Source organism: Paenibacillus sp. FSL R5-0744 (genome assembly GCF_037972555.1).
Classification (GTDB): domain Bacteria; phylum Bacillota; class Bacilli; order Paenibacillales; family Paenibacillaceae; genus Paenibacillus_AQ.
In genome coordinates this window covers 1,592,365-1,606,677 of record NZ_CP150228.1, presented here as the reverse complement: position 1 = coordinate 1,606,677, position 14,313 = coordinate 1,592,365, and the positions used below count along the sequence as shown (strand labels likewise).

At 38.9% G+C, this 14,313-nt stretch carries 6 protein-coding genes and 1 pseudogene; all 7 read right to left on the bottom strand.

Annotated features, from left to right (window positions below; genetic code table 11):
• Positions 1-52 precede the first annotated feature (52 nt).
• Positions 53-589 (bottom strand): ATP-binding protein, encoded by a 537-nt coding sequence (locus MKY19_RS07045; RefSeq protein ID WP_339801556.1) that lies wholly within the window; start codon positions 587-589, stop codon positions 53-55.
• A gap of 21 nt (positions 590-610) precedes the next feature.
• Positions 611-982, bottom strand: a complete 372-nt coding sequence (locus MKY19_RS07040; RefSeq protein ID WP_339801553.1) for an ASCH domain-containing protein — start codon at positions 980-982, stop codon at positions 611-613.
• Positions 960-2,015: an N-acetyltransferase gene (locus tag MKY19_RS07035; RefSeq protein ID WP_339801550.1), complete on the bottom strand. Its 1,056-nt coding sequence runs from the start codon at positions 2,013-2,015 to the stop codon at positions 960-962. The genes MKY19_RS07040 and MKY19_RS07035 overlap by 23 nt, the downstream gene beginning before the upstream one ends.
• A gap of 492 nt (positions 2,016-2,507) precedes the next feature.
• Positions 2,508-2,961: pseudogene (locus MKY19_RS07030) on the bottom strand (sigma-70 family RNA polymerase sigma factor); the annotation flags it as partial.
• A 929-nt stretch (positions 2,962-3,890) separates the two neighbouring features.
• A complete protein-coding gene (locus MKY19_RS07025) occupies positions 3,891-4,142 on the bottom strand; it encodes an acyl carrier protein (RefSeq protein ID WP_339801547.1) in 252 nt (83 codons plus the stop codon).
• Entirely contained in the window at positions 4,132-4,842 is a 711-nt protein-coding gene (locus MKY19_RS07020; protein ID WP_339801545.1) for a 4'-phosphopantetheinyl transferase superfamily protein, read from the bottom strand. Before MKY19_RS07020 ends, MKY19_RS07025 begins: the two co-directional genes overlap by 11 nt.
• 56 nt (positions 4,843-4,898) lie before the next feature.
• The gene (locus MKY19_RS07015; RefSeq protein ID WP_339801540.1) at positions 4,899-14,303 is read right to left on the bottom strand and encodes an amino acid adenylation domain-containing protein; all 9,405 of its coding nucleotides are present in this window, start codon (positions 14,301-14,303) and stop codon (positions 4,899-4,901) included.
• Between the last annotated feature and the right edge of the window lie 10 nt (positions 14,304-14,313).

Here is a 14,313-nt window from a genome sequence, read left to right as displayed (position 1 = left end):
TAACTACTACTATCTTATATCTTAGTCCCTAAGAATTCTGCATCTTTTTATCTTATAACTCAACAATAGTGTTTATAAACTTATCTAGCCCGACATTATTATCATCACTAGAATAAATGTACTGGGGAACATTCAATAAATTAGAAATTTCTTCAGAATATTTCTTCTCTTCTTCTTGAAGCTTCCCGATAAAATTTAAATCAAAGGCACTCACATTATCTCTTTGTTGTAACCGTTGATAAACAATATGGGGGTTTTCCATTAATAGAATAATACCGACAGGTGACAATTTTCGAAAAGTCACATCCGGCAATCTAATTATTTCACTGGACTGGTTAACTATACAGAAATGACCATCTAAAAGCATAACCTCATTGTTGATATTTAAACCAGCGATTGCAGATATTAGATAATCTTGGTTCTCTTTTATCTCTCCTACACGTTTAGACTGATTAAATGTTTTATGTTTTACTTTAGCAATGAGTTGACTAGCTGAGTAATGAGAAAATTGATATTGTTGTTTTAAAGAATTACAAAAATACGTTTTGCCCACTCCATGAACGCCGCTCACAAATATAATTTTACTCATTTCCTCGTACACTCCTCATTACTAAGATATATAACAAAATGATTGTGGAGCATGGAAGGATTCAAACTCTAATTTAGGATCAATTGGTTTTTCATAACGCACGGGATTAATTATTTTTATTGCATATCCCTCAAGCCTATTTGCAAAATACTTTTTAAAAAATGAATTACTGACTCCAGCATACTCTTTCGTCTCGTTCCAAATTATCTCAGGACTGTTATATAAAATAGTATCTATCTTAAATTCACCAACGATTAGACCCTCGGGCATAGTTGAGTATACTACGATAGTATCTATATTTTTCTTGAATATGGCTTTGCGGTATTCATACCTTTTTTCTCCACTGAATATTTTTTCTACATATTCTGGTTTAATCGACAACAAGACTTTCATATACATCACCTTTAATAAGTATTTTTTCAAACTCTTGATCCGAAAGAGATATGCATCCCCAATAAGCCTTTTCATTTAAACCTATTTCTTCAACCAATCTCTTTCTATTCAACCTTTTTCTAAATGCAATATTATATGTCATCTTAATTACATAAACGGGACCTTTTTTATTCCAATACTCTAATAATTCTGCATCAGTAAAAACTGAATAACTTTTACAATACTTCATGAATATTTCCAGACTTTTAAACTCACGAGGACTTTTCATTTCTTCAACTACACATATTGACGTTGCGACAGATGTATACCATGCAGAACCTTGTTCAGCTTTGGTTCTGTATATTACCATTAAATCTCCCTTAGTAACAAAAGCTAGTCCGCTCATTGATGAAATATACACTTTGTGTATACTATTGGTATGCGAAACATCTTTTATGATATCAAAACTCTCATTATTCAAAATGGAATCGGGAAAAAGCTTCGTATGATAATTAGGCTTAATCGCCAATAAATGCTTACTTTTCCCTCTTGATCTAACTAACGGGTAATCATGAAGGATGTTATTAGTTTTATTCTTTAAATCTTTAGTAAAGACTGACTCTTCACCTGCCGCGGATACTTTTATACCTGTTTCTATGAATCCGTATTTTTCAAAAGTTTCTACCAATTTTTCATGCTTTTTAAAAACTGTAACATAAATTTTTTTAATATCTTTTACAATAGCATAGTCAAGTATTTTTTTTATGAACCGCTCTCCGAGCCGAGTTCCATGGGGATTGACCTTCATTGTTCCTACTTTCAGCCACAATCCGTCCTCTAGCGCAGGCTGAACATCATTTACCGGACCTTCTTCTGTTTTCATGTATAAAAAAGCTTCTAAATTGTCTGATTGATTATAAAAAACTTGTGCTTCTTCATTTCCCTTCCTCTTAAACCATAGTTCAAATCCAGGGTAGTCCTCTTTTAACGTATCAAAAAAAGGATCTTCTAAATTAATTTGATTAAAACTTTTGATTTGAATTATTCCGTCCATAACAACGCCTCCACGTATGGTAATATAGTCCAATAATACCAGACGATTCATGTCGAATGTTGTCATAAATACTCATTACTACAACTTTCCTACTCATAAAATAATAGTGGTAATCAAAGAGTAAATTTGTAGAGGAGTTAGAGTTCCTCTCTAACTCCTCCGAAAGAAGTTTCTTCAAAAAGTCTGTTGATAGTAGTATAACATTATTTTGAATACTATGAGAACAAGTGTTTGCTATACCTATAAACAAAAAAATCTACTGGCATATTGCAATATACTAGTAGCCGTTAAAATGCACTTCTCATATTTTAACTGCTTTTGTTTTATAGTTTCCTCCTAACCCGTTTATGTCCCTTGGTTGATTTTGCGAAAATGATAATTTGTTCAAGCCACCATGTACGGAATAATTGGGGCTTTTTGGGTAGAGAATACTCTGATTTCTCTTTAACTAAAAAAGCAGCCGGCCAATTGGCTAGCTGCATTACATTTTTTTTACCGCTTCGCCTTATAAAACTCATGATATAGCTTCATCAGCGCCCTTTTTTCTATTCTCGAAACATAACTCCGCGAAATTCCAAACTCCTTCGCGATCTCCCTCTGTGTTCTTTCTTCTCCACCTGTATCTAACCCGAATCTACCGACCACAACTTCTTTTTTTCGGTCATCCAGAATATCAAAGTTACGATAAATCTTGCCCTTTTCGATTTTAAGATCTACTTCTTTAATGACATCATCAGCTTCAGAGCCGAGTATATCGATCAAAGTAATTTCGTTACCTTTCTTGTCTGTCCCAATCGGGTCGTACAGAAATACGTCTTTGCGGGTCTTCTTCAGATCTAAGGTGCATCAGAATATCGTTTTCAATACAACGGGCAGCAAAAGTTGCCAGCTTTGTCCCTTTGTTTGGACGATAGCTCTCAATAGCTTTAATCAGGTCGATTGTGCCGGATATTGCACAACTTATGAAAGAATAATTTACAATAGAGAATTATCAGAAAAATCATTAAGCAAATGTTCTAGAAGTATTTGCTCATTAAGATATATTTCATTAAAAAGATTCAATAATTTATGTATATATTTCTTATCTTCCGAGTATTTCCTGAAGCGAAATCTTCTAATAAATCCGCCATGACACACCGTCTACGACCAAGTGATGGATCACGATAAGTAAGTGATAAACAAATCAGATTATATCGGAAAGCAAGGAAATTAACGCAAGAGCAATTAGGAGATCGCCTTCAAATTGATCAGTCTTATTTAGGAAGGATTGAGCGAGGAGAAGTTAACATTAGCTTTAGATACACTATACAAAATATCAAGTGCTCTTCGAGTGAGCACCGCTCAACTCCTTGAGGATGAAAAAAATCCACGTGATAACGGGCTAAGATCTGAAATCCTAGGAAAAATTGATGCACTTTTAATTCCATTAACAAATGATGAGCTATATATTGTTTACTTAAAGAAGCATTAGCATTAAAGAGAACAACACGAAAAAAGACTTAGTATCTTGGTCTTCCCTGTCAATTTAAATTAAGAGTATATCAAGCACCAACCGTTCTCGATATACTATCGAGTGACGGTTGGTTAATGTCTTCTAAAATTTGATTTTTGATAATAAATCGAAACATACTCCAGTAACTACAACTCCCGAAAAGACTTATTTTCAGCAATAAAGTGATTTATTGCTTCTTTAATCAATCGGTTTTTAGAGGGAAAAATATTTTAACAGTCAAACCTATGTTCAAAAAAGGTGATTTGGATAAAGCTGCTACAGGTTACAGTGTATTAGTAACCGGGAGTATACAGAATCAGAACTAATATCCATAAACCCCCATATTGGTAATTTTTTATAAATAGATTTAACAAGTCACTCTCTCAAGTTGTTTTTGCTTTAATTTGTTCAAATATTGTCCTCATAGTAGAAAAATTTTCATACAACATCTCTTCATCTGCAAATTCAATGTCGAATTTCTCCTCCAAATCCACAATCATAGCAATTAATCGTAACGAATTTAAACCTACACTATTTAAACTTTCATCAAGTTCTAGTTCTCCTATATAATCAATGTTTTTATTGACGATTGTATGAATTTCATGTAGTAAATGCTCGTCTTTTTCATAACTCATTCTTTGAACCTCCAAATAGGTTTGTAATAAGATTTTCACTCGTAATTATGGAGATAGAATTAGGAAATAAATCCCTCCCCCCCTTAATACAAACATTTAACTTATAGTTCGGATCAATTTGATAAGACTTAAAAGAATATAAATCTGTCTGTTTCTCATCAATAATTTGATTATTGCGCTCTTGTATATTGATAGTAAAGTCCTTTGTTGAGTAATAAAAACCTTTTCCAATGGCCTTTATATAACTCTCCTTTAAAGTCCATAGTTCGTAGAAATAATCTTTTGCCTCCTCTTCATCTTTTTGTAGTATGATTTGTAATTCAGCTCCAGAAAAAACATGCTTTGCAACAGATAGGTCCAATGGACCTATCTGTTCCACATCAATTCCCACACAACTACTAGCTAATACTCCTACAACCCAATCACCTGAATGAGAAATATTAAAATCATATTTTTCACTATCATTCCAGTAAGGTTTACCGTATAAATCTGTTCCAATAACAATATCTTTTGGAGAAACATTAAATTCGTTACCAATCAAATAACGAATTAGGAGATCTCCTAAAATCCCTCGCTCCTTATCCTTTTGCATTATAAAACTTGAGATGCGTTTTGCTTTATCTTCTCCCACTATAGATAAACCAGCTAAAAGTTGATCCTCTGAAAGGGGGATTGTACTATTCACTGCAATAATAATCATCTTTTCCTGACCCTTCTAAATCTTCTCGATTCTGAAAACTATTAAATGTTATTCGACTATATCACCACTTCAACATTCTCAATAAATAGAGCTAATTGTTTAATGGTTCTATACTTATAAACGGCCAACTCCTCAAGATAAATATCATTTTGTTCAAGTTCGATCTCCAACTTAACGGCTAGGAGTGAATTTCCTCCAATTTCAAAAAAATCATCTTCAACTCCAATATCATATCTTTGAAAGAGCTCCCTCCAGACCTTTAGAAGGGTAGCTTCAAGATTGTTTAATGATCTACTTTCAGTAGCTTTGTCTTCCGTTTTAACATTTATTTCTTTTAAACTTTTGCGATCTAATTTACCATTTGGTGTTAGAGGTAAAGCTTTTAGATTAATATAATATAAAGGAATCATGTAATAAGGTAATTGCCTTTGTAATTGTAGCTTAACCTGAGCAGGCGATAAAGAAGGTTCAGTATCCTCCCACTCTATAAAAGCAGCAAGATGATGTGAAGCTGTCCCTGATTCCTTTTCAATAACAATAGCTTGCTTAATCCCCTCTAATTTGATTAATTCACCTTCAATTTCAGCAAGTTCAATCCGGTACCCTCGCATTTTAATTTGAGAATCAGCTCTTCCAATAAATTCAATCGTACCATCTGGTAGAAACCTCCCTAAATCTCCAGTCTTATAAACCCTTTCAATCATCCCACTACCCAAATCTAAGTTTAGAAACTTCTCATTTGTAAGTTCATCACGATTTAAATAACCTCTAGATACTCCTTGGCCTCCTATAAATATTTCTCCTATCACACCAATAGGAACCCTTTTAAGTTTTTCATTTAAAATAAATATTCTAGTGTTAATTATTGGTTTACCAATAAAGACCCTACTCTTCTGGGGAAACACTTCAAATGAAGTAGACCAAATCGTAGTTTCTGTTGGCCCATACATATTTATTATTTTGGTTTTGTTGAATTTTGATAACTCATTAACCAAGCTATTTGAAAGAGGCTCACCACCCACTATCCAAGTTTTTATGTTTTTGAATAGTTCATTTGTATCGGAGTTCTGCAACATTATCTGAATACGACTAGGTGTCGCCTGAATTAATGTAATATTAATTTTATCTAGGTAATCTTTTGAATATAGTTGATATCCTGTAATTCCTCCCGAATAATGAAGAACAACCTTGATTCCATTACTTATAGTCCATAATAATTCCAAGATCGATATATCAAAAGAGATACTTGTAACCGATAAAATCGCTTCATGTTCACTTATATCGATTACCCTCTTCATTCCCTCAAAGAAGTTATTAACGCTGATATGAGATATCATAACCCCTTTCGGTTTGCCGGTAGAGCCCGACGTGTAGATCACATAAGCCAAATCTTCCGATTTATTAATAGGTTCCGGGTTCTCATCGGTGTCTGACATGGCTTCAGCTTGCTCAATATCCAAAATGCTTCCTGCATAGTTCTTCTTTAAAGAAGTTACTTGTTCTTCCAAAGAATCCTGTGTCAGTAGTATGTGAGCTCCACTATCTGCCAACATATAGGTGATCCGTTCTTCCGGATAAGCTGGATCCAATGGTACATACGCTGCACCCGACTTCAATATTCCGAGAATTCCCACGATCATTTCCGGTGTTCGTTCCACCATTAACCCTATGATTTCATCTCTTTTCACACCACGTGCTCTCAGTACATGGGCTAACCGATTGGCACGGAGGTTCAACTCTCGGTAGCTCACTTGTTCTTTCTCACTTACAACTGCTATCGCTTCGGGGGTACGCTCTACCTGTTCTTCAAACAGCTGCTGAATCGTTTTTTCCTCCGCATAAATTGTCCCTGTTGCATTAAACGACTCCAACAGTTGCTTCTCCTCTTTGGTCAGCACTTTGATTTCCCCAAGCTGTTTTTCTGAATTCCAAGCAAACTCTTTTAATACCTGAATGTAGTTTTCTGCTATCCGTCCTACGGTCTCTTCCCTGAACAGACGGGTTGCATATTCCAGCCCGAATCGAATCCTTCCTTCTTGTTCCACTGCCTCGATCGACATATCAAATTTAGATATCTGATATTCCATATGATATGGCTCAGCCTGCACTTCTCCAAGTTTAAGCTGAGTTTGTTTTATGTTTTGTAAAACGAACAATGTACTAAATAATGGGTTGCGGCTCAAGTCCCGTGGAATATTCAATTGATTAACCAGTTCTTCAAAAGGATACTCCTGATGCTCATATGCCCCTAACGTTGCTTTCTTGACTTCTTCTATAAATGACTTAACTGTTTTCTGGCCTTCCGGACAGCCTCTCACCGCTAACGTATTCACGAATAAGCCCAGGACATCCTCTGTATCCGCATGTAGCCTCCCGGCTGTTGGCGTTCCAACGATGATATCTTCTTGCCCGCTGTACCGGGAGAGTAATACCTGATATGCCGCTAACAACACCATGTATAAGGTGCTTCCCGTTTCTCGTGCAATGTTCTTCAGGCCATCGCTTAAATTCGGATCGGCTTCAAAGAAAATATGATTCCCTTCAAAGCTCTGAACACTAGGCCGTGAATAATCTGTCGGTAAATCGAGTATAGGTAATTCACCACCAAGATGTTCCAACCAATAAGCTTTTTGCTTCTCCATTTCTTCGCTTTGAAAACGAGCCTGCTGCCATTCACTGTAGTCCTTATATTGGATCCGTGGCTGACCTAGCTCCTTTCCATCATACATCTGCGATAATTCGTCCATAAAGATTCCCATCGACACTCCATCGGACACCACATGGTGCATATCCAACATGAAAAGATGCTTCTCCTCTGAAATCTGGATCAGTTCTGCTCTCATTAATGGTGCTTTGCTTAAATCAAACGGACGCACGAACGATTTGGTCAGCTCTGCTCCTTCTTCAAAACTTGCTTGGCTATACCCCAGCTTGATTTCCACTCGAGGATGAATGCGTTGTACCGGTTCCCCGTTAATCCATTCAAACGAGGTTCGCAACGCCTCATGACGTTCTGTCATCTTCACAAGGGCTTGTTCCAAACATGCTACATCTAGGTCTCCCTCTAGCAAGAAGACCGACGGCATGTTATAGCTGGCGTCCCCGCCCTCTAGCTGCTGAAGAATTAACAGCCGTTTCTGCGCTGAAGAAACGGGATACCATTCCCGTTCTGCAATCCGCTCGATTGGACGATATTTGCGCCGATCCGCTTCGGCTGTGTATGCCGCCAATTCTCTCATTGTTGGCGTTTTAAAAATTTGCTTTAGTGGAATCTCCACATCGAATTGCTTGTGAATGGCTGATGCCAATGCGGTGGCCTTGAGCGAGTGTCCCCCCAGTTCAAAGAAGTGATCGTTAAGCCCCACTTTTTCTCGCCCTAACACGCCTTGCCAAATCTCTGCCATCTGGGATTCAATCTCATTGCTCGGTGCTTCATAGGCTCGTCCGCTTGCCATTCCTACCTCCGGTTTGGGTAACGCTTTGCGGTCCACCTTGCCATTCGGCGTTAGTGGTAACTCTTCCAGGGCTACAAAGTACGAAGGAATCATGTACTCCGGCAGTTCCTGACTCAGGTATTCACGCAGCATGCTGCTTTTTAAGCCGCTGTCTCCTACGACATAAGCACATAAAGCTTGCGACTGCCCATCGCTCTCCAATTGGGCGATAACGACAGCTTCCCGTACCTTCGGATGCTTCAACAATTGGTTTTCAATCTCTCCCGGTTCAATCCGGTATCCCCGAATTTTCACTTGGTGGTCTATCCGCCCCAAAAACTCAATATTTCCATCCGGTAGCCAACGGGCCACATCCCCTGTCCGATACATCCGTTCTCCTGGACGATAGGGGTTCTCCACGAATTTTTCTGCGGTTAGTTCCGGCTGATTCAAATAACCACGCGCCACGCCGGCTCCACCTATGCATAGTTCTCCGGCTACTCCAATGGGTTGCAATTCTCCATTTTCATCTGTGATATAGACTTCCGCATTAGAGATCGGCTTTCCGATAGGGACCACACTGTTCTCGATTTTCTTCGTTTCTGGAATCCATACGGTGACACAAATGGTTGCTTCACTCGGACCATATGCATTAACATAATTCATCTCCTGCATGTAACGCTCTGCCAACTCAGGATGGATTGCCGATCCTGCCGTTATAAGTAAACGTACTCCTTTAAGCTGTTTGGATTCTATGGTGCTCAAATAGGTTGGTGGTAATGTTAGCACGGTCAGCTTATTCTTTCCTATGTAGTCCACAAACCGCTGAGAGTCCAAGATCGTTTCCTTAGATGGGATATATAACTTGGCCCCCGCAAACAATGCCATAAAGATTTCCCATACAGAAGCATCAAAGGAACTGCTGGCAAACTGTACAATTCGGTCTTCAGGAACAATGCCGAAGGAGTTTTCCCATAAGAGCTGTGCATTTATAAGTCCTCTATGCTCGAGCATAACCCCCTTAGGCTTCCCGGTAGAGCCCGACGTGTAGATCACATAAGCCAAATCTTCCGATTTATTAATAGGTTCCGGGTTCTCATCGGTGTCTGACATGGCTTCAGCTTGCTCAATATCCAAAATGCTTCCTGCATAGTTCTTCTTTAAAGAAGTTACTTGTTCTTCCAAAGAATCCTGTGTCAGTAGTATGTGAGCTCCACTATCTGCCAACATATAGGTGATCCGTTCTTCCGGATAAGCTGGATCCAATGGTACATACGCTGCACCCGACTTCAATATTCCGAGAATTCCCACGACCATTTCCGGTGTTCGTTCCACCATTAACCCTATGATTTCATCTCTTTTCACGCCTTGTACTCTCAGAACATGGGCTAACCGATTGGCACGGAGATTCAACTCTCGGTAGCTCACTTGTTCTTTCTCACTTACAACTGCTATCGCTTCGGGGGTACGCTCTACCTGTTCTTCAAACAGCTGCTGAATCGTTTTTTCCTCCGCATAAATTGTCCCTGTTGCATTAAACGACTCCAACAGTTGCTTCTCCTCTTTGGTCAGCACTTTGATTTCCCCAAGCTGTTTTTCTGAATTCCAAGCAAACTCTTTTAATACCTGAATGTAGTTTTCTGCTATCCGTCCTACGGTCTCTTCCCTGAACAGACGGGTTGCATATTCCAGCCCGAATCGAATCCTTCCTTCTTGTTCCACTGCCTCGATCGACATATCAAATTTAGATATCTGATATTCCATATGATATGGCTCAGCCTGCACTTCTCCAAGTTTAAGCTGAGTTTGTTTTATGTTTTGTAAAACGAACAATGTACTAAATAATGGGTTGCGGCTCAAGTCCCGTGGAATATTCAATTGATTAACCAGTTCTTCAAAAGGATACTCCTGATGCTCATATGCCCCTAACGTTGCTTTCTTGACTTCTTCTATAAATGACTTAACTGTTTTCTGGCCTTCCGGACAGCCTCTCACCGCTAACGTATTCACGAATAAGCCCAGGACATCCTCTGTATCCGCATGTAGCCTCCCGGCTGTTGGCGTTCCAACGATGATATCTTCTTGCCCGCTGTACCGGGAGAGTAATACCTGATATGCCGCTAACAACACCATGTATAAGGTGCTTCCCGTTTCTCGTGCAATGTTCTTCAGGCCATCGCTTAAATTCGGATCGGCTTCAAAGAAAATATGATTCCCTTCAAAGCTCTGAACACTAGGCCGTGAATAATCTGTCGGTAAATCGAGTATAGGTAATTCACCACCAAGATGTTCCAACCAATAAGCTTTTTGCTTCTCCATTTCTTCGCTTTGAAAACGAGCCTGCTGCCATTCACTGTAGTCCTTATATTGGATCCGTGGCTGACCTAGCTCCTTTCCATCATACATCTGCGATAATTCGTCCATAAAGATTCCCATCGACACTCCATCGGACACCACATGGTGCATATCCAACATGAAAAGATGCTTCTCCTCTGAAATCTGGATCAGTTCTGCTCTCATTAATGGTGCTTTGCTTAAATCAAACGGACGCACGAACGATTTGGTCAGCTCTGCTCCTTCTTCAAAACTTGCTTGGCTATACCCCAGCTTGATTTCCACTCGAGGATGAATGCGTTGTACCGGTTCCCCGTTAATCCATTCAAACGAGGTTCGCAACGCCTCATGACGTTCTGTCATCTTCACAAGGGCTTGTTCCAAACATGCTACATCTAGGTCTCCCTCTAGCAAGAAGACCGACGGCATGTTATAGCTGGCGTCCCCGCCCTCTAGCTGCTGAAGAATTAACAGCCGTTTCTGCGCTGAAGAAACGGGATACCATTCCCGTTCTGCAATCCGCTCGATTGGACGATATTTGCGCCGATCCGCTTCGGCTGTGTATGCCGCCAATTCTCTCATTGTTGGCGTTTTAAAAATTTGCTTTAGTGGAATCTCCACATCGAATTGCTTGTGAATGGCTGATGCCAATGCGGTGGCCTTGAGCGAGTGTCCCCCCAGTTCAAAGAAGTGATCGTTAAGCCCCACTTTTTCTCGCCCTAACACGCCTTGCCAAATCTCTGCCATCTGGGATTCAATCTCATTGCTCGGTGCTTCATAGGCTCGTCCGCTTGCCATTCCTGCCTCCGGTTTGGGTAACGCTTTGCGGTCCACCTTACCATTCGGCGTTAGTGGTAACTCTTCCAAGGCTATAAAGTACGAAGGAATCATGTACTCCGGCAGTTCCTGACTCAGGTATTCACGCAGTATGCTGCTTTTTAAGCCGCTGTCTCCTACGACATAAGCACATAAAGCTTGCGACTGCCCATCGCTCTCCAATTGGGCGATAACGACAGCTTCCCGTACCTTCGGATGCTTCAACAATTGGTTTTCAATCTCTCCCGGTTCAATCCGGTATCCCCGAATTTTTACCTGGTGGTCCATCCGCCCCAAAAACTCGATGTTTCCATCCGGCAGCCAGCGAGCCAAATCTCCTGTCCGATACATCCGTTCTCTTGGACGATAGGGGTTCTCCACGAATTTTTCTGCAGTTAGTTCCGGCCGGTTCAAATAACCACGCGCCACACCGGCTCCACCTATATATAACTCCCCAACAGCATTTATCGGTACCAACCTCAAACTTGTGTCCAAAGTGTACATATGAATGTTCGGTAGGGGTTTCCCTACAGGAAGTTTCCCCTCACAGGATAATACTTCCGATTCATAATAACTGGAATCGATACACGCTTCCGTAACACCATAACTGTTAATAATCCTCATTGAATCCCCAAAATTATGAAGCAACCAGACAAAATTTTCTTTAGAGACAATATCAGACCCTACAATGAGTAGCCGTAAATGAAGTAGCTTCAAACGATTTTCATGTATATATCTCATTAATGGAATAATCAGTGCCGGCGTCGACTCCATAATTGTAATTTTATATTGTTCCAAAAGTTCATATAAGCGAGAGATATTGTATCTATCGTTTTCCGGGCATAACAACATCATTCCTCCACTCAGAAGGGCCCTAGCTGTATCACCCGCAAATACATCAAAAGAAAAACTAGCTAATTGTAGAATCCTCACAGGTAAATGAGTCAAATCATATTTTTCTCTCCATCCGAAATATACATTAACAAACTGTTTCTGTTGAACCATCACTCCCTTAGGATTTCCGGTTGTCCCAGAAGTATATATGATATAAACCAAGTCTTCGATCGAGTTTACATGTAACGGATTATCTTCTTCACCAAACTCCATGATAGCTAAATCAATGTCGATTATTTTATTTATATATAAGCCATCAGATAGTAGTTGATCTTTCAACCAACTTTGTGTTAAGAGCAGTTGAGTCCCGCTATCTTCTAGCATGTACATAATTCTCTCTATTGGATAATTCGGATCTAATGGAATATATGCAGCTCCAGCCTTTAATACTCCAATAAGTCCCACAATCATTTGTATTGAACGTTCTACTAAGAGACCGACAACCATATTTCTTGTAACTCCATTTTTGCGAAGTTGGTGAGCTAATCTATTAGCTTGCCGATTAAGTTCTCTATAGCTGATTTGTTCTTCTCCACAAATCACTGCTATTTCATCTGGTGTTTTTTCTACTTGTTCTTCAAACAGTTGCTGTATTGTTTTATCTCTTGGATATTTAGTCTCCGTAGCATTAAACAATCTTAAAAGTTGTTTCTCATCTTCTGGAATAATATCTAATTCTTCGACTAATATCTCTGGATCTTCAGTGATAATCTCTATGACTTGCAAGATGTGTTTGATGGTGCGATGAATGTCTTCTTCTAAATAGACATTAGCGTTAAAACTGAAATTCAAACCCAAGCTCTTTCCAGGCTTAACTGTAATATTAAAATCATAATTGGTTTGCTCAAAAGCATGTATTTGTTCGATCTCAAATCCCGAAGCTTTATTAGGATTTACTTCTTTGAGTCCATCACCGGTAGGATAATTTTCAAAAATAATAATATGATCAAGTAAATTATTTCCTAGCTGACTCTTTGCTTGAACCTCATATAAAGGAGAGTAGTTATATTTCTCTCCTTCTAATGCAACCCTTTGGACCTCTTGGAGCAACTCACCAAACTTCATTTCTGTATCACACTTGATCCGTACTGGCACAGTATTAATAAAGAGTCCTACCATTGACTCAATTCCTTTAATTTCTGCAGGTCTTCCAGAAACTACTGCCCCAAACACCACATCATCTGTTCGATTATACCTTTGGAGAATAAGGCCCCAAATAGTCTGAAAAACTGTATTTGTAGTCACCTGAAAACGACGAGCAACTTGGTTTAGTTTATCTGTTAGAGTCTCATCTAGAGTTTCTTCCAATTCTTTTTGAGTATACTCCACAGTTGCTTTATCTGGGCTTTTATATGGTAGTGTGGCAGTTATTTCATATCCATCAAGGTAATTCCCCCAATAAGCCAGTGATTCTTCCCTGTCCTGTTTTTCTAGCCATTGGATATAGTTACTATAGGAATTTACTGGTTCAAGCATGGCCAACCTACCTTCAAGTTTTGCCAGATATAGCTCCATCCACTCCTTTAATACAATTCCTAGGCACCATCCATCCATTAAAATATGGTGAAAGCTCCACACAATATCGTACTTCTCGTTATTTAATTTAAATACTGCAACACGCATTAATAAATCTTTTGTTAGATCAAAACCCTGTAACAGATCCTTCTCCTTGTAATTTTTCACAATTGTTCTCTGCTCATTAAAAGGTAAATGTTCTAGATTTTCGTAATGGATTTTTGTGGTACGTTTCGACAAAACAATTTGAAAGGGCTTTTTAGTTTTAGAAAAATTAAAAATTGTACGAAAAATATCATGACGCTTAATAAGTTCATTAAGGCCATATTCATAATCTTGAATGGAAATAAAACCTCTAACATTGATAGATAATTGTTCAAAATAAGTATTCATTCCCTCATTGTATAAAGAATGGAATAACATACCCTCTTGCATCGGTGAAAGAGTATAGTATTTTTCAATGTTCATTTTAATATCC